The 17,425-nt window shown below is 64.0% G+C and carries 16 protein-coding genes; 5 read left to right on the forward strand and 11 right to left on the reverse strand.

Annotated elements, in window-relative coordinates:
• Nucleotides 1–121: 121 nt before the first annotated feature.
• Nucleotides 122–943, reverse strand: coding sequence for a FadR/GntR family transcriptional regulator (locus HCR84_RS02450; RefSeq protein WP_166982434.1), 822 nt, complete (start codon nucleotides 941–943; stop codon nucleotides 122–124).
• A 32-nt stretch (nucleotides 944–975) separates the two neighbouring features.
• On the reverse strand, nucleotides 976–1,761 hold the full coding sequence (locus HCR84_RS02455) for an SDR family NAD(P)-dependent oxidoreductase (protein ID WP_166982432.1): 786 nt from the start codon (nucleotides 1,759–1,761) through the stop codon (nucleotides 976–978).
• 138 nt (nucleotides 1,762–1,899) lie between these two features.
• Here HCR84_RS02455 and HCR84_RS02460 point away from each other — a divergent pair, with 138 nt between their 5' ends.
• The 4 genes from HCR84_RS02460 (at nucleotide 1,900) to HCR84_RS02475 (ending at nucleotide 6,105) form a co-directional block, all read left to right on the forward strand.
• Nucleotides 1,900–3,198, forward strand: coding sequence for an ABC transporter substrate-binding protein (locus HCR84_RS02460; RefSeq protein ID WP_166982430.1), 1,299 nt, complete (start codon nucleotides 1,900–1,902; stop codon nucleotides 3,196–3,198).
• Nucleotides 3,199–3,285: 87 nt separating this feature from the next.
• On the forward strand, nucleotides 3,286–4,209 hold the full coding sequence (locus HCR84_RS02465; RefSeq protein ID WP_166982428.1) for a carbohydrate ABC transporter permease: 924 nt from the start codon (nucleotides 3,286–3,288) through the stop codon (nucleotides 4,207–4,209).
• Nucleotides 4,210–4,217: 8 nt separating this feature from the next.
• Nucleotides 4,218–5,081: a carbohydrate ABC transporter permease gene (locus HCR84_RS02470; RefSeq protein ID WP_166982426.1), complete on the forward strand. Its 864-nt coding sequence runs from the start codon at nucleotides 4,218–4,220 to the stop codon at nucleotides 5,079–5,081.
• Between the two features lie 28 nt (nucleotides 5,082–5,109).
• A complete protein-coding gene (locus HCR84_RS02475; RefSeq protein WP_208322169.1) occupies nucleotides 5,110–6,105 on the forward strand; it encodes a zinc-dependent alcohol dehydrogenase in 996 nt (331 codons plus the stop codon).
• On the opposite strand, the gene HCR84_RS02480 is transcribed toward HCR84_RS02475, so the two are convergent.
• The 4 genes from HCR84_RS02480 to HCR84_RS02495 all read right to left on the reverse strand — a co-directional run bounded on the left by HCR84_RS02480 (nucleotide 6,083) and on the right by HCR84_RS02495 (nucleotide 8,910).
• Entirely contained in the window at nucleotides 6,083–7,510 is a 1,428-nt protein-coding gene (locus tag HCR84_RS02480; protein ID WP_166982422.1) for an MFS transporter, read from the reverse strand. The genes HCR84_RS02475 and HCR84_RS02480 overlap by 23 nt on opposite strands.
• 93 nt (nucleotides 7,511–7,603) lie before the next feature.
• Entirely contained in the window at nucleotides 7,604–7,741 is a 138-nt protein-coding gene (locus HCR84_RS02485; RefSeq protein ID WP_166982420.1) for a hypothetical protein, read from the reverse strand.
• Nucleotides 7,742–7,940: 199 nt separating this feature from the next.
• Nucleotides 7,941–8,504, reverse strand: coding sequence for a TetR/AcrR family transcriptional regulator (locus HCR84_RS02490; protein WP_166982418.1), 564 nt, complete (start codon nucleotides 8,502–8,504; stop codon nucleotides 7,941–7,943).
• A gap of 130 nt (nucleotides 8,505–8,634) precedes the next feature.
• Complete coding sequence (locus HCR84_RS02495; protein ID WP_166982416.1) at nucleotides 8,635–8,910, reverse strand: hypothetical protein; 276 nt, start codon at nucleotides 8,908–8,910, stop codon at nucleotides 8,635–8,637.
• A 494-nt stretch (nucleotides 8,911–9,404) separates the two neighbouring features.
• Between HCR84_RS02495 and HCR84_RS02500 the strand changes: the two genes are divergently transcribed.
• The gene (locus tag HCR84_RS02500) at nucleotides 9,405–11,567 is read left to right on the forward strand and encodes a GMC oxidoreductase (RefSeq protein WP_166982414.1); all 2,163 of its coding nucleotides are present in this window, start codon (nucleotides 9,405–9,407) and stop codon (nucleotides 11,565–11,567) included.
• Here HCR84_RS02500 and HCR84_RS02505 read toward each other — a convergent pair.
• The 5 genes from HCR84_RS02505 to HCR84_RS02525 form a co-directional block, all read right to left on the reverse strand.
• Nucleotides 11,564–12,496, reverse strand: coding sequence for a 2-hydroxyacid dehydrogenase (locus HCR84_RS02505; RefSeq protein ID WP_166982411.1), 933 nt, complete (start codon nucleotides 12,494–12,496; stop codon nucleotides 11,564–11,566). The two genes, HCR84_RS02500 and HCR84_RS02505, sit on opposite strands and share 4 nt — an antisense overlap.
• A 31-nt stretch (nucleotides 12,497–12,527) precedes the next feature.
• On the reverse strand, nucleotides 12,528–12,977 hold the full coding sequence (locus HCR84_RS02510; RefSeq protein WP_166982409.1) for a DUF1801 domain-containing protein: 450 nt from the start codon (nucleotides 12,975–12,977) through the stop codon (nucleotides 12,528–12,530).
• A 204-nt stretch (nucleotides 12,978–13,181) separates the two neighbouring features.
• Nucleotides 13,182–13,802 carry a PepSY domain-containing protein gene (locus HCR84_RS02515; RefSeq protein ID WP_166982408.1) on the reverse strand — a complete coding sequence of 207 codons (621 nt, stop codon included), beginning with the start codon at nucleotides 13,800–13,802 and terminating at the stop codon, nucleotides 13,182–13,184.
• 39 nt (nucleotides 13,803–13,841) lie between these two features.
• Nucleotides 13,842–15,269, reverse strand: coding sequence for a rhamnulokinase (locus HCR84_RS02520; RefSeq protein ID WP_166982406.1), 1,428 nt, complete (start codon nucleotides 15,267–15,269; stop codon nucleotides 13,842–13,844).
• 94 nt (nucleotides 15,270–15,363) lie between these two features.
• On the reverse strand, nucleotides 15,364–17,400 hold the full coding sequence (locus HCR84_RS02525) for a bifunctional aldolase/short-chain dehydrogenase (RefSeq protein WP_166982404.1): 2,037 nt from the start codon (nucleotides 17,398–17,400) through the stop codon (nucleotides 15,364–15,366).
• Nucleotides 17,401–17,425: the final 25 nt, after the last annotated feature.

The raw sequence follows: 17,425 nt of genomic DNA on the forward strand, positions 1-17,425 counted from the left end.
CACACCCATTGTGGATAACTCGACAAAGTTTCTGCCTGTGGACGAAGAAGCGAGCAGACAGGTCTTCGACAGGGGCCAGAGCCAAAGGGCTGGCCAGCGCGCGAAGGAGTTGCGAGCGTTGTTAGTCTCGCAACGAGTCGCGAGGAGAGCGGCTCTCAAGAAGGTGCTCTACCTCTGCGAGGGTCGCGAACATGATGTCGTTCACGGCCTTCTGCGCAGCATCCGGATTCTTGCTCGCCAGCGCCTCGGCCAGTTCGACGTGGCGCCCAGCCGACGCTGAATCGAGGCTCTGCGCCGTGGAGTACGAACGCGAGGCATTGCTGCCGCGAATGTGCAGCGCCGTCGAGACGGTGTCGGCAAACTGGCCGATCACCGCATTGCCTGTGCCCTCAAGCATGAGCCGGTGGAGGGTTGCATCGGCGGCGAAGAATGTGTGCGGATCGCGGTCTTTGTACGCGCGTTGCATCGCATAGCCAGCCTCGACAACGGCTGCGCGGGCCTCATCGCTCATGCGCAGCGCGGCGAAATGCGCTGCGGCATGCTCGATGCCGAGTCGCAGCTCAAGCAGCTCGTACATCTGCTGCAGGTACTCGGGACCTTCGCCGCGCCACTGCACGACGTGGGGGTTCAGCAGGTCCCACTGGTCGCGCGGCTGCACGCGTGTTCCGCGCTGAGGTCGAGATTCGACGAGCCCCATGGAGCTGAGTGTGCGGATGCCCTCGCGCACGACGGAGCGCGAGATGTCGAGCTGTTCGCACACCTGCTCTGCGTAGATGATCGACCCGATCGGGAGCTCACCCGTGACGATCTGCTGCCCGATGACGTCGACGACGCGGTCGTAGAGCCCGTGGCCGCGTCGTGCGTTGAAGCGCGTGCGAGGCGGGGGCAACGGTGGCACATCTGATCGCCACCTGATGGCGCCGCGTTCGTCATCTGTGGTCATGCGCCGTCTCCCTCCTCCGCTGTCTTCACGTCTCAGTCTGTGTGGTATGCCTCTGATGGAATCTGCGTAGCGAGTTTGCCGCCGCTCACATCGATGAGCGACCCGGTAATGTATGACGCCTGGTCAGAGGCGAGAAAGCAAATCAGGTTCGCGATGTCGTCCGTACTGCCCCAGCGTCGCAGCGTCAGGGTGTCGAGAAGTTCGCTCTGCTTGTCGTCGGGGAGCTCGGCGAAGTGATTCATCTGTGTGGGGATCATTCCTGGCGCATATGCGTTCACGGTGATATTCCACGGCCCCAGCTCACCCGCGAGACCTCGAGTGAAGTGGGCGACCGCCGCCTTCGACGTGGCGTAGGCGACGCTGCGAACGCGCGGCGAGATCGCGGCAAATGATGCCGCATTGATGATGCGGCCTGCGCGTTGCTTCTTCATGTACGGTGCCACGGCCTTGCACATGAGGAACGTGCCTTTCACATTCACATCCTGAATGACGTCCCAGGTGCTCTCGTCGAGCTCATCGATGGGCGCATCGCCGACAACGCCCGCGTTGTTGACAAGAATGTCGATGCGACCGAGCGCCGTGTGTGCGTCGGCAAGCAGCTCGGCAATGCGGCCGGCGTCGCGCACGTCGCACGTGTATCCGAGTGAAAGCGGATCGATGGCTGCGAGCTCGTTGGTGACGTTTGCGATGTCATCGCTGTTGACGTCGCAGGCGACAACGTGCACGCCTTCGCGAGCGAGGGAAAGTGCGATATCCCGGCCTATTCCGCGGCCAGCCCCGGTGATGACGGCGACCTTGTCGCCCAGATCTATGTGCATGTCGGCTCCATTGCCCCGTGACGCCCTGCGGTCACGTTTTGATCACGTCATTGATACGTAATACTTATTGTATATACCCTAGAGACTGACGACGCATCAGTGTCTGCCACAGTGCAAGGAAGCACAGGAGGTCAAGCAATGAAGTTTGGATCGGCAAAGCGAGTCGTGGCCCTAGCCGCGGCAGCGCTGCTCAGCGCAGGCGTACTCACCGCCTGCAGCAGTGGCGGTGGTGGAGACGACGGAGGATCGAAGACCCTCAACGTCACCCTCGCCAATCACGTCTGGACTGACGTGATCACGAAGAAGATCTCGGAGTTCGAGAAGGAATCGGGCCTCAAAGTTGTCGTCAATCAGCTGAGTGAAGATCAGCTCGTCGACAACTACAAGGTGAAGCTCAACGCAGGGTCAAGTGACGTCGACGTCATGATGTACCGACCGCTGCAGGTAGGAAAGCTCTTCGGTCAGAGCGGCTACTTCGCCGACATCACCGACAAGGTGAATGACGCGGGGGACTGGAACTGGGATGACTTCCAGTCCGGGCCCGTTGGCTTGACCACGTACGAGGACAAGGTCGTCGGAGTTCCGATGATCACCGAGAACGAGATGGTCTACTACCGCAAGGATCTTCTGGAGAAGTCGGGCCTTGAGGTTCCGACGACGATGGACGAGCTGATGAATGCGGCAAAGACCATCAAGGAAGACAACGATGGTGTCGCGGGAATCGTCATGCGCAGTCAGGCCTCGGCCGCTGTCACGCAGTTCTCTGGATTCCTCTACAGCTTCGGCGGTACGTGGGAAGACGACGACGGCAACTCGACAATCGGCAGCGATGAGGCGAAGGAAGCCTACGCGTACTACGGCAAGCTGCTGCACGACTATGGCCCCGACCAGATCAGCACAGACATGAGCTGGCCTGAGGCTGCGGCGATCTTCGCGCAGGGCAACGCCGGGTTCTGGATCGACGCATCGAGTCTCTACGAGAACGTGGTGAGCCCCGACAAGTCGAAGATCGGTGACCAGGTTGGGTTCACACCGTTCCCTGAGGGGCCTGCAGGGTCAAAGCCGTACAACGTGGCGGCGTGGGCCCTCGGCATCAACGCGGCATCGCAGAATCAGGACAACGCGTGGAAGTTCATCAAGTGGGCGACGAGCCCCGAGATGACGCTGGCGATTCAGCAGGAAGGCGTTCCGAGCGCCCGCACCTCGGTGTGGGAGAACCCGGAAGGCACCTCCAGCTTCCCCGAGGAGCTTGCGAAGGCCATCAACGTCAACGGTAAGAACGGCGTCGGAAACGACAGGCCGCTCGTTGTCGGCGTTGCCGAGGCACGCGAGATCGTCGGCGCCCCGATCGTCGAGGCGATCACCGGTGGCGACTCGGATGCCGCGGCCGACGCTGCGAACAAGAAGTTCCAGGAACTCCTGGATTCCGAGAAGTAGTTGACACTGAAGTAGGCGGCGGATGCTGGTGCTCACTCCGAGTGCCAGCATCCGCTCTCCCCTCGCCGATATGAACGAGTGAGACGAATGACAACGACGTCGCTGAACCAGCTTTCGGGCAAAGAACGGTTCTCACGGTGGGTGAACGCCCGTCGCAAATGGATCTTCGCCGCCCCCGCCATGATCTTCACCGCCATCCTGATCGGTTTTCCGATCGGGTGGACTCTGTACTTGAGCGTCACGGATGCCAAGGGATCCGTGCGTTCTCCCGCCGATTTCATCGGGTTCGAGAATTACCTCGACGTGCTGACAGACGTCGATCGCTTCTGGCCCGCCGCATTGCGCACGGGCGTCTTCACGTTCGGTGCACTCGCGGTAGAGCTCATCGCGGGAATGTGCATTGCGCTTCTGCTGTGGCGCCCGTTCAAGGCGCAGAAGTGGGTTCGCGTAGCGATTCTTTTGCCCTTTGTCGCAACTCCCGTCGCCATCGCGATGATGTGGCGACTGATCTTCGACCCGAACATCGGCTTTGCAAACAGGCTTCTGGGCTGGGTGGGCATACCCCCGCAACCGTGGTTCTCTGAACCGGCGACGACGCTGCCGACGCTGATGTTCGTCGACATCTGGGAGTTCACCCCGATGATCGCGATCATTCTGCTCGCCGGGCTGACGTCGCTGTCTGACGAGCCAGACGAAGCGGCGCGCATCGACGGAGCAAACGCCTGGCAGCGCTTTTGGTTCGTGACACTTCCGCTGCTTCGGCCGGTTGTGCTCGTTGCCGTTTTGCTGCGCTCGATCGACGCGCTCAAGACATTCGACCTGCTCTATGTCGTGAAGGGTCAGGGCGGTGGGTCATTCCACGAGGCCGAGACGCTCAACATCTACGTGTATGGACTGAGCTTCAAATACAACGACTTCGGAACAGCATCCGCCGTTCTGATCATCTTCTTCTTGATGATTCTGTTCGTGATGTGGTTACTGACGTTCCGGCGTAAGGGGGCAAAGCTGTGAGCACAACGATGACACAGAAGAATTCTGGGCAGGCGGTTCCCGTGAGGCACAAGCGACCCGCGCGGCGGAGAGCCTACAGCGCCTTCCGCGGCACGATGATCGTGCTCGTCGTTCTTGCATTTCTGGTTCCGCTTGCCTGGATGGTGATGGCGTCGTTCAAGACGAACGTCGACATTCACGACACCTCGAAGTCGTTTATCTTCACGCCGATTCTCGATAACTATTCGCACGTTCTCGGAAACGACAATTACCTCGGGTTCGTCTGGAACAGCTTTTGGGTGGCGTTCTGCTCAACGGGCATTTCGTTGCTGATCGGGGTGCCAGCGGCATACTCGATGAGCCGCTTCAACATGCAGAAGTCGGCGCTGCTCGTGCTGCTTGCGCGCATCATTCCGGGCGTCAGCCTGCTGGTGCCGTGGTATTACGTGTTCGCCAACCTCGGCTGGGTCGGCGGTTACGGCGTGCTGATCGTCTCGCACATGTTCATTCTCATTCCGATCAGCGTGTACATCATGATGTCGTTCTTCGACTCAATGCCGATCGAACTCGAGGAGGCATCGCTCGTCGATGGGCTGACGCCGATCGGCGCGTTCTTGCGCATTCTGCTGCCGTTGTCCGTTCCGGGCATCGCGACAGCCGGCATCCTGTCGTTCATCTTCTCGTGGAACAACTTCATGTTCGCGCTCGTGCTCTCAGGGGCCAACACGAAGACGCTGCCCGTCGCCGTGTTCGACTTCGTGTCGTACGCGAGCATCGACTGGGGCGCGATCATGGCGGCGGCGTGCATCATGACGCTGCCGATCATCGTGATCGCGCTGTTTGCCCAGAAGTACATCGTGTCTGGCCTCACGGCCGGCGCGACAAAGGGGTAACCGGATGCTGTCGCGAATGCGCGCCGTCATGAAGCAGTCGCCAGGCGAAGCCGGCGTCAGCCTCGGCGAGGTCGACGTTCCGGCGCCCGAGCCGGGGTTCGCACGACTGCGGGTTGTCGCGACGGGAGTCTGCGGCACCGACATCCATATTGCGCGCGATGAGTACGGCTCCGAGGCGCCCGTGATCATGGGCCATGAGATTCTCGGCGATGTGGATGCCGTCGGAGACGACGCCGATGCGCACTGGGTGTCGCGACGCGTTGCGACGGAGACGTACTACAGTACCTGCGGGCGCTGCGATTGGTGCCGTGACGGTGCCGTCAATCTGTGCCCGAGCCGTCGATCGATCGGTTCGTTCGAGAACGGCGGCTTCGCACCGTACGTTGTCGTGCCGATCGGCAATCTTCATGCCCTGCCGAGCGACCAGGGTCCGGATGCCGGAATCGGCGCCGTTCTCTCTGAGCCGCTCGCCTGCGTCGCGCAGTGCCTTTGCGATCCGCCGGTTGTGAACCCGGGTGACGAGGTGCTCGTGATCGGACCGGGCGCGATGGGGCAGCTGAGCGCTCAGGTCGCCCGTGCGCAAGGCGGCAGCGTGACTCTTGCGGGGTTGCCGAAAGACGCGGATCGGCTGCGGGTCGCCCGCAATCTTGGCTTCAGCACGACAACGGAGACTCCGGATGCCGAGAGCTTCGACGTTGTGCTCGAGGCATCCGGAAGTGCTCCGGGCGCAGCCCTTGCGCTCAGCGCGGCGAAGCGTGCCGGGCGTTACGTTCAGGTTGGAATCTTCGGTCGCGACGTGACGGTGCCCCTCGATTCCGTGCTGTACAAGGAGCTGACGGTGACAAGCGGTTTCGCGTCGACGCCCACGTCATGGCGCCGCGCGATGGCGCTCATGGAGCAGGAGCTTGTGACGCTCGACCCGCTTGTGACCGAAAGCGTGCCCATCGCCGAGTGGGAGCGTGCGTTTGAGAACATTCGCACCGGGCGCGGCATCAAGACGGTCATCGTTCCGCACGGCGACTGACAGCGAAGCCTGCGGCAATCGCGCCGGCAAGCGCAAACACCGCGGCCCCGATGAACAGCCAGGAGAAGCCCGAAGTGAGTGCCTCTGGTGTGGCGACGCCAGCATCCGTGAGCGCCGACGTCCGCGTTGCAGCGAGCGTCGAGAGAACGGCGAGTCCGAGCGCCCCGCCGATCTGCTGGCTCGTGTTGACGAGCCCGCCCGCGAGGCCGGCTTCACCTCCCTGTACGCCTTCCACAGCGAGTTGTGTTGTCGTGACGAAGGCGCCGCCGATGCCGATGCCGATCAGAATGGTCGGGCCGAGAATCTGCGTCAGGAACGCAGCATCCACTGGCGCGAACGCGAGCCAGATGAGTCCTGCGGCAAGCACGACGAGGAAGCCGATGAGTGCCGACTTCTCGCCGACGCGCGCGATGACGACGGGAGTGACTCCCGCGAACACGACAAGCGCAGCGGCCAGTGGGAGCTGTGTCAGCCCAGCGGTGAGTGCGCTATAGCCGAGCACCTGCTGCATGTAAATCGAGAGGGCGAAGAACAGCGCGATCATCGCGGCGCCGACAAACAGCATCACGATGTTGCCGACCGTCAGACTCCGATTGCGGAAGACCGAGAGTGGAATCAGCGGCTGGGTCGTGCGTCGCTCGATCATCACGAGCGCGATGGCGAGAATGATGGCTGCCGCGGCAAGTGTGAGGGGTAGAGGATGCACGAATCCGACCTGCTCAGCGGCGCTCAATGCGCCGACGGCGGCGACGAGCGCTCCAGTGACGGCGGCTGCGCCGGGCACGTCGAGGCGCTTCGTCTGCGCGGCCTCGTCGGGGGTGATCAGCATCGGGACTGCCACGATGATGGCGAGGCCGAACGGCACGTTCACGAAGAACACGGCCTGCCAGCCGAGTGCCGCGGTGAGTACGCCGCCGAGCAATACGCCTGCAGCCGAGCCGATGCCGGCGACTCCGCCCCACACGCCGAGCGCGCGGCCGCGTTCACCGGGCTGTGTAAACAAGTGTGTGAGCAGGGCGAGAGCGGCGGGAGCCAGCATCGCCGCCGATGCACCTTGCAGTACGCGTGCCGCGATCAGCATTCCGCCCGAGAGCGACAGACCGGCGAACGCCGAGGCAAGCACGAACCCGACGATTCCGAGAACGAAGATGCGGCGGTGCCCATAACGGTCGGCGAGGCGCCCGCCGAGCAGCAGGAGTCCGCCGAAAGGCAGCACATACGCGGTGATGACCCACGCCAGCGCCGCGGTATCCATGTGCATGGTGTCGCCGATGACGGGGAGGGCGATGTTGACGATCGAGGCGTCGAGCACGACGAGAAACTGCGCCAACGCGAGGAATCCCAGCGCGACCCAGCGCCGGGAGCTTCGAACGGTCGTCGGTTCGACGACCTCGGTTGCAGACATGGTTGGTGTCCTTTCGGATCGAGGTGAGCGGTGCTCACAAATATCGGTGATGTGCGTCGCCGGGGTTGGACGCACCCCGACGACGCACGGGATCTAGTTCCAGAGACCGAGCATCAGGATGATGCCGAGAGTCGTGGCGCCGAAGACGATCCACCAGGCGGTCTTCTCGCCGGTCCAGCGGAACCGAGCGTTGTGAGCAGCCGCGCTGGTGGATTCGGTGTTGGATGTCATTGCGTTCTCCTTTTTGATGGGCGACGGGTATTACTGCCATTGCGTGAACATCGCGACAGCGATGAGCGCGAGTGGGATCAGGGCGATCCAGCGCATGGTGATCTCGTTGGTCATGTCTCCTCCTTTTCAAATAGAGTGTTCAGTCACTCACTCTTGTGGGCAACAAAATGCGACGACGTCGACGGTGACGGCGTGCGGGTCAGTTCGGGTGGCGGATTCCGTGGGAGAGGATTTCTGCCCAGGGCGCCTTCTGCTCGTCGATGCGAGCCGCGACGAGCAGGTGGCACAGCTGGCCGTACGCCACGAAGTTCTGCACCGCGTCATCGCTGCCGCGAGAACGGCTCTTGGCGAATGTGGTGATGCTCTTGAGTCCAGCGCGGAGAGCGTCGCCGACCTCGGGGATGTCGGCGACCGACTGCGCGTGTGCCTGCAGCATGAGAAGGCGACGGTCGGCAATGAGTTCGGCGTAGGCCCCACCCATAGCGTCCAAGATCGGCTGGGGCTTCTGCTCGGGGGCGCCGTCCGCCCCGTGCTCAAGGGCACCGAGAATTTCAGTGAAGCAGGCCTCGAGGGCGGCGACGAAGAGGCTCTCCTTGCTCGGGAAGAGCTTGAAGACGTAGGCGGGCGAAATCTTCGCGGTGCGAGCGACGCGTGCGACCGTCGTGCCGTGGAATCCGCCACGGGAGAATTCCGTGAGTGCGGCTTCCGCGACGAGGGGGCGTCGGCTTTCGGCCGTCGAGAGAGTCGAGCTGCGTGTGGACATATGAGTGACTGTACACTCACTCTTCAGGTAAGCGCAACTCTGCGCCGGAAGGACCTGCCGCCGTTTGCCCGTGACGCGGCTGGATGCGGGGTGCGAGGCAGTGCACGGGGCGCTGCCTCGCAGCATCCGGTCATCGGAATCCGCCGAAGTACACGAGCGCGCGAGCATGCGCTGCTTCGCGCTGCACGCGATCGAGCTCGTTCTGGCGCGCCGTGTGCAGGTCGGTTTCGAACCGCGGGCGACGCAGCCGCGCGACGAGTCGGCTGAGCCACGACGTGCGACGTTGCCGTCGCGTGCGTTGCGGCGGATGATCATGGGTCGGGGGTCGAGTGCTCGGCGGATGCGAGGATTCGACCGGTGTGACGGTTTCTTCCGTCTGAACGGTGGACTGTGCTGATGTATTCACTGTGATTCTTTCGGTGGTGTTCGAACTCGTGCGGGCGCGCTGAAGATCCCCGGCGCATGGGCGTCAGGGCGCGACGAACGTCGCGAGGGGTGAGCCGGTCAGAAGGCCCGCACGAAGAGGTGCCCGACCGGCGTGAACGTGACCTGTGCCCGCGTGGGCAGACAGGATAGACGGCGCCTTAAGCGGCGCTCAGAACAGGACGTTCAGAGAAGGGGGAGGCCCCTAGCGATTATGCGTTCCTGCAAGAGGCATGGCGCATGAGATCGCCGAGGACATAGCCTGCTGCACCCTGTTCACTCTGGGCAATTGCGATAATCATTGTCGCCTCCTCTCTGCTTGTCGTTACGTCAGATGAACGACAGCTTTACAGAATATGGGTATGTTCTCTCCAAGCGCAAGAGTTTTTGAGAAAAAAGTTGAGAAAGTATCAGAGCGGCTTCGCTCGGAGTCGTCGGGAGTTGACGACAGCGGATCGTGAGTGTTAGGTGGCAAACGTGACAGAGCAGCAGAGCGCCGACGTCATCGTCATCGGGAGCGGATTCGGCGGTGCGGTCGCGGCAGCGCGCCTTGCTCAGGCAGGATTCTCCGTCGTGGTACTCGAACGCGGTCGCCGGTGGAAGCCGGGCAGCTTCCCGCGTCGCCCCCGCATCGACGACGGCTGGCTGTGGGGCGTGGATCGCGGTCTCTACAGCATCCGTTGGCTCGGGCGCATGCTGACGGTGCAGGCTGCCGGGTGGGGCGGTGGGTCGCTCGCGTACGCCAACGTGTTTGCACGTCCGTTCGATCGCGCCTTCGACGAGCGTTGGCCAGCGCGACTGCGGCGCCGACAGCTTGACCCCTACTACGATCTCGCGGCCCACATGCTGGGAGTCTCGCCCGTCGGGACAGACCCGACGACCGGGCGCGTGCCGCCGCGAGCTGAGCTGATCGAACGTCACATGCGCGACGGCAACCGTGGTGACGCGACAATACGGCCGAACCTCGCCGTGACGTTCGGCGATCCGCAAGCATGGCGGCCCAACAAGCACGGGGTGATGCAACGCGGGTGCACGTTCGTTGGCGAATGCGTGATCGGCTGCAACCACGGTGCCAAGAACAGTCTCGATCTCACCTACCTTGCTGTCGCGGAGAGCGAGGGGGCAACGGCCGTCACAGATGCCGAAGTGACGCGCATCGAGCCGCGCGACGGCGAGTACGTGGTGACGACGAGCACGCCGACCAACAAAACATCCCCTCCCCGCGAATGGCGAGCCCCCCGCGTCGTTCTCGCAGCCGGAGCCGTCGCGACGACTGAGCTGCTTCTGCGGTCACGCGACGTGCACGGCACGCTTCCTCGATTGTCGTCCCACCTGGGCGCTGGGTTCTCGGGGAACGGGGACTTTCTGACACTGGCCGAGCTGAAGGCGCCCGACGGAGATATGACGACCGGGCCGACGATCACGACGAGCACGATCATCGATGTGCCCGAAGGCAGAGGCACCGTCTGGTTTCAGGTGCAGGACGGCGCGTTTCCGCGTGCTGTTCACGATCTTCTCGATGCCGTGATGCCGGCCGCGAGGGCGCGCGAGTGGTGGAGGCGACGGAGGGCGGCGCCCGACCGGGGGCGCATCTTCACAGTTCTGGCCATGGGACACGACTCCGCGAACGGCACTCTGCGTCTCAATCGCTGGGGAAGCGTGACGCTCGATTGGCGCAACCGGTGGCAGTCTCGCCTCTACCGCTCCCAGCGCCGGGTCGGTCCGTTCCTCGAGCGCGTGCTGCGGGCACGGCTGTACAACCCATTCACGTGGTCTGTCCTTCGGCGGACCACGACGGTGCATCCGCTCGGCGGTATCAGGGCGGGGGAGCATCCCGATACTGATGTCGTCGACGAGGCGGGGGAGGTTCACGGCTACCCTGGCCTCTATGTCATGGACGGATCGGTGCTGCCGACGTCGACGGGAGTGAACCCGTCGGCGACGATTCTCGCTGTGGCCGAGCGATCGGTAGAGACCCTCATTCGGAGTTCGGGGAAGCCCGAGTGGAGCGCTCCTGAGTGGGGCGAGGTCACGCCCGCTGCGGTTCCAGAGGATCACGCTGCACTTTTTGCCGCAGACCTTCGCACATCGACGCGCGGAGGAGGCGTTCACTTCGCCGAGAGGATGCTGACGACGCGGTCGTCGCGCCCTCGCGTCACCCTGAAGCTGAACGTCGAGGCACCGAGCATCGACGGCTTTCTGGCAGACCCGACGCACACGCTCCGGGTGACGGGCACCGTCGACGCCGAAAATATCGCGACGGACGTCTCCGTGTGGGGCACTCTGTCGCTGTTTCCCGACGGTCGGGACGAAGCCATGATCTACGAGCTTGAGTTCACCGACGCTAGCGGCGATGCGCGAACGCTGATCGGGACGAAGTCTGTGTCGTCGCGCACGCCGCTCGGGCTGCTGGGCGGGCTGACGAGGTTGCGCACAAACATTGGGTCAGCGACAGCGGGAGATACGAACGACGTGCGCGACGCCGAGCTGTTCATGGGAACTCGAGATCTTGTCGGCCTTCTGGCGTCGATGAGGGGCCATGGTTTCACGCGTGCACGCCGGCTGCGTACTGTCGCTCGGTTCGCCCTGTTCTTTGCGCGCTCCGCGATCACTCGGCCTCCGGTGCGCGTGCGCGATTAGCGGGGCTCGGGCGCAATGACCACGTTCTCGAACGCTTCGTCTGCCAGCGCGTGATCGATCTGCCTGCGCAGCAGCTTCGCCATACGGGGGAGCATCGCCGTTGAGGCGCCGCCGACGTGCGGCGAGATGAGCACGCTGTCGAGAGAGAACAGCTCGTGGCCGTCGGGCAGCGGTTCCGGCTCGGTCACGTCAAGGCCGAAGCGGAGGCGCCCCGTGCGTGCCTCGGCGAGCATCGCCTCGGTGTCGACGACGGCACCGCGGGAAACGTTGACGACGAGCGCGCCGTCGGGCAGGGCCGCGAGGAACACGGCATCCACCATGTGCGTTGTCTCGTCGTTGAGCGGAACCGAGAGAATGACGATCTCGGTGTCAGCAAGCAGCTGCGGCAACTCGTCGAAACCATGGATGCGGCCAGTGTCACCGTCGCGAGCGGTGCGCGCGACACGGGTGACCGAGGCCTCGAAGCCGTCGAGGCGCCGCTCAAGGGCAGCGCCGATTCCGCCGTACCCAACAATCAGCACGCGTCGGTCTGCGAGGCTGGCGTAGCGGGCGGGAGCCCAGACGCCCTTCGTCGACGCACGGACGAAGTCGGGGATGCCGCGCTGAGACGCGAGGACCAGCGCCATCGCGAGCTCGGCCGTCGACGCCTCATGAACGGATGCCGCGTTGGCGAATGTGCGGTCGGCGGGCAGATAGCTGCGCACGCCGTCGTACCCGATGGACTGGCTCTGCACCAGCTGCGTCGTCACCGACTCGAGGTGTGCGAGTGGCTGAGGGCCGCCCATGTACGGGCCGACGGCGATGTCGATGTGCTCGACCGGCGCGGGCCCCTCCATGTCCCAGCGGATCATCTCGACGCCTGCCGGCACCTCGCCGACCATCTTTCGCAGAGCATTACCGGGCGTGCTGACGACGAGGCGCTGAGTCATGGGTCGAGCCTACCGTTGCAGTGCCCGCGCCTCAGGACATTGCCTTCCTGACGAGCTCGGCGATGGCTCTCTCGGCCCCGACGGTGAGCTCAGTGACCGCGTACGAGGTCGACCAGAGGCCGCTGGGGTCGTCAAGGTTCGCTTCAGGAGCGAACCCGAACGTTGAGTAGCGTTGTTTGTCAGTGTTTCCACTGCGGAAGAAGCAAACAACTTTGCCGTTTCTCGCGTAGGCGGGTTGCCCATACCAAAGCTTGGGCGAGAGCTCCGGTGCCGTCTCAGTGACAATCGAGTGGATGCGCTCTGCCACCGCACGATCGGTGTCTGCCATCGACTGAATCTTGTCGAGCACATCGAGCTCTTCGGCAGCCTTCTTATTTTTCTTGCTGGCGTTCGCTTCATTTTTGAGTTCTGCAGCCCGTGCCTTCATCGCTGCCCGCTCCTCGTCGGAGAAGCCGCCTGCACCTCTCTTCGACTCGCTCATCGCTTTTGCTCCCTGTCGCCGTGTCGGATTGTGTGTTCTTCACGCTAGCTGTGCGGAGGGCTCGTGACTTCTCGATTTCTGACCGGTTCCGAGTGCAGCATTATTGTCAGTCGTCGAGGCGGTGTCATCGCTCGGGGTGGAGGCGCCGCCGTCTGCGGGCTGTGCGTGACATGTCAGCGGTTGGGGCACACGGAGCTGCGCTGTTCAGCTGTCGTGTTCGATCAGCTCACCGGTCTCGGCGTTGATGGTCACCTCGGCATCTTCGCCGGACCCCGTGCCGATGTCGAACTGCCACAGGGGACCGCGGGGCGTTCCCTCGAGCTTCCACTCGTTGACCGCGCCGTTCTGGGCGTCGAGCGCGGTAGAGAGCGCCTCGTCCCAGGGGACAAGACCCTCGTACTCGATCACCTCTGAGCGCTTCTCGGGCATGTCGCTGGACTCAACGGCCTCGCCGCTGTTCTCGACGACGTCGCCCGTTGCGGCATCCACGACCGCCGTATGCTCATGGCTCTCCGACAGAAGCTCGACCGTGTATGCATAGCTATCGCCATGCCAGTTCAGCTCGATCTCGGTCAGCTCCCCGGGGAACCCGTCCTTCGCAATGTCGACAGCGTCGCGCCAGCTCACGGCAAACTCGGCTGTCGCGAGATCCGCGCCCTTCTGAACGCCGTTTCCGCCGTCGGCAGACCCTGCCGACTCGGTCGCGGCTGATGTTCCGTCGTCGTTCGGTGCCGAGCCCGTCGGCCCTGTGCACCCGGCAAGTGTCAGGCCCAGCGCCACCGCGGCGGCAGCTGCGACCATGGTCGGTGTTCGTTGTGCTCTCATGCTGGCAACGATACGCGTGCCTGCGCTCGCTGTCAGGGGTCAGAACGTGCGCTGCGGGTCGAAGCGGCGAGGCGAGGTCGTGCGCGCAACCAGGTCGCGCAACGCGTCGAGACTGCCGTTTACGGCGCCGATCGCGCGGCCCTGCACCAGCACATTGCCGATCGCCGTGGCTTCAACAGGGCCAGCACGCACGGGCAGGCCGGCACGCGTCGCCGTCAGCTGGCAGAGCAGCTCGTTCTGCGAGCCGCCGCCCACAATGTGGATCGCGGTCACAGCCTTCCCCGACAGCTCGGAAGCCGTGAGCACCGCGTCGGCAAAAGCATCAGCGAGGCTCTCGACGATGCACCGCACCATTGCCGCACGGGATTGCGGAACAGCGAGCCCGCGTTCTGCCAGCCATCCGGCGATGCGCGATGGCATATCTCCCGGAGGCAGAAACCGAGGATCGTTCGCGTCGAAGACAGGTTGCACATCGGTGACGGCGGCCGCGGCTCCAAGCAGCGCGGCAAGGTCGATCGCCTGCGCTGACTCTGCCTCCCACGCGCGCACCGATTCCGAGAGCAGCCACAACCCCATGACGTTGTGCAGAAAGCGCACGCGCCCGTCGACGCCGCCCTCGTTTGTGAAGTTCGCCTCGCGTGCGGCGTCGGAGAGCACAGGATGCTCGAGCTCAACGCCGACCAGCCCCCACGTTCCGCAGCTGATGTATGCCGCGTCGGCGTCGGCCATCGGCACAGCCACAACGGCGGAGGCCGTGTCGTGCGAGCCAACGGCGGTGAGAGGAACGCCGTCGAGACCCGTTGCGTTAGCTCCCGTTCCGGTGACGTGGCCGATGGTCTCGCCCGGGCGCACGAGGGGAGGAAGGATGCTTCGAGGCAACTGCAGCCGCTCGATGAGTTCGTCGTTCCACCCGCTTCCGTCGACACGCAACAGGCCCGTCGTCGATGCGTTCGTCACCTCGGCCGCGACGGTGCCCGTGAGCCAATACGCCAGCAGATCGGGGAGCAGCAGCGCGCGGTCGGCGAGGTGAAGGTACCCGGCCGCGCGATCGGCGGCAAGCTGGTACAGGGTGGTGAACGGCAGAAACTGCAGCCCGTTCGCGGCATAGAGTTCGGCAAACGGCGTCGACGCGTGCACGTCGGCGACGGCAGCATCCGTTCTGCCGTCCCTGTAGTGAAACGGCAGCCCGAGCAGCCGGCCGTCGCGCATCAGACCGTAGTCAACAGCCCACGCATCGATGCCGATCGAGGCAATGTCATCGGCGACGGATGCTGCGGTGCGCAGCCCCTCGGACGCCGCCCGGTACAGCTCGACGACGTTGACGTGCAGCCCATCGCGCAGCGCGACCGATCCGGTGGCGAAGCGCGCGACGGCGTCGAGCCGCAGCTCATCGGGCCCGAGGTGACCGAGCATGACGCGTCCGCTCGATGCCCCGAGATCGACAGCGGCGACAGTTGCTGTGCTCATGCGACCCTGCCGCCCGAATCGTGCATGGCTACGGACGTTGTGCACGGGCATACCCCGGCACAATGTCCGCAGCGGCGCACCATGGTTCGCGCGCTCATCGCAAGAACGCCGCCGCGACTCCCGCGTCAACGGGAATGTGCAGCCCTGTCGTGTGGTCGAGGTCGCTCGTGCACAGCACGAACACGGCGTTGGCGACGTTCTCGGGCACGACCTCGCGCTTGAGAATGGTGCGCTGTGCATAGAATTTGCCGAGGTCTTCCTCAGGGATTCCGTACGTCTTGGCGCGGTTGGCGCCCCATCCCGATGCGAAGATGCCCGAGCCGCGCACGACGCCGTCTGGGTTGATGCCGTTCACCTTGATGCCGTACTCCCCGAGCTCCGCCGCCAACAGGCGCACCTGGTGGGCCTGGTCGGCCTTCGTCGCCGAGTACGCGATGTTGTTCGGCCCGGCGAACACGGAATTCTTGCTCGAGATGTACACGATGTCGCCACCAAGCTGCTGGTCGATGAGCACGCGTGCGGCGTGCTTCGACACAAGGAACGACCCCTTTGCCATGACGTTGTGCTGAAGGTCCCAATCTTTCTCCGTCGTCTCGAACAGCGACTTCGACAGCGACAGCCCCGCGTTGTTCACAACGAGGTCGAGGCCGCCGAACGCGAGCACCGTCTCGTCGATAGCCGCTTTCACTGCCTGCTCGTTCGAGACGTCGGCGGCGATGCCGATCGCGACGTCTGTGTTCCCCAGCTCGGCTGCCGCCGCGCGCGCCTTCTCGATGTCGAGATCGGCGATGGCGACGCAGGCACCTTCAGCAGCGAGTCGCGTGGCGATCGCCTTGCCGATTCCGGATGCTGCGCCGGTGACGAGTGCGATGCGCGTCGCGAGCGGCTTGGGTTTCGGCATCCGCTGCAGCTTCGCCTCCTCGAGTGCCCAGTACTCAATGCGGAACTTCTCGCGCTCATCGATCGGCGCGTAGCTCGAGAGGCCCTCGGCCCCGCGCATCACGTTTATCGCGTTCACGTAGAACTCGCCGGCAACACGCGCGGTCTGCTTGTCTTTGCCGTAGCTGAACATGCCGACCCCAGGCACGAGAACAATCAGCGGGTCGGCGCCGCGCATCGCGGGGGAGTCTTCCGTCGCGTGGCGGTCGTAGTAGGCGGCGTAGTCGGCACGGTACTGCTCGTGCAGTTCAGGAAGGCGCTCGAGAATCTGCTCGACGCTTGCCGTGGCAGGCAGGTCGATCACGAGCGGCTTCACCTTCGTTCGCAGAAAGTGATCGGGGCAGCTGGTGCCGAGCTCGGCGAGTCGCGGGTGCTCGGCCGCACTCAGAAAATCGAGAACAACGTCGGAATCGGTGAAGTGGCCGACAACGGGGCGGTCGGCGGATGCCACGGCACGCAGCGCCGGTGCGAGCGCCGCCGCTTTGGCACGCCGCTCGGCCTCGGGCAGAGCCTCGTAACCGGCAAGAGCGGTTCCAAATGGCTCTGCCTTCGAGTGCTCTGCGATGTACTGCGACGCGGTATCGATGATCCAGAGCGAATTCTTCTCTGATTCTTCTGACGTCGCACCCCAGGCGGTGATGCCGTGTCCGCCGAGGATGCACCCGACAGCATCCGGATTCTGCTCTTTGATCGTGGCGATGTCGAGGCCAAGCTGAAAGCCGGGGCGGCGCCATGGAACCCACACAACCGTGTTGCCGAAGATCTCCGCGGTCAGGCGCTCGCCGTCAGCAGCCGTCGCTATCGCGATGCCGGCATCCGGATGCAGGTGGTCGACGTGCGCTGCATCGACGAGGCCGTGCATTGCGGTGTCGATCGACGGCGCGGCTCCGCCCTTGCCGAACAGTGTGTGGTCGAACGCGGCAACCATCTCGTCTTCGCGGTCAAGCCCTGAGTACACGTTCTGCAGGGCACGCAACCGGTCAACCCGCAGCACAGCGAGGCCCTTCTCGACAAGTGTGCCGAGGTCGCCTCCGGAGCCCTTCACCCACATGAGCTCGATATCGTCGCCCGTGACGGGGTCGGTCTCGAGTCCCTTCGCCGAGGTGTTGCCCCCGGCGAAGTTGGTGTTCTTCGGGTCGGCGCCGAGCCGATTGCTGCGTGCGATGAGCTCGGCGGCTGTGGCGTTAGTCATTTTCTCTCCAGAGAAGTCGATGATG

It is taken from the genome of Paramicrobacterium fandaimingii (assembly GCF_011751745.2).
Taxonomy (GTDB): Bacteria; Actinomycetota; Actinomycetes; order Actinomycetales; family Microbacteriaceae; genus Paramicrobacterium; species Paramicrobacterium fandaimingii.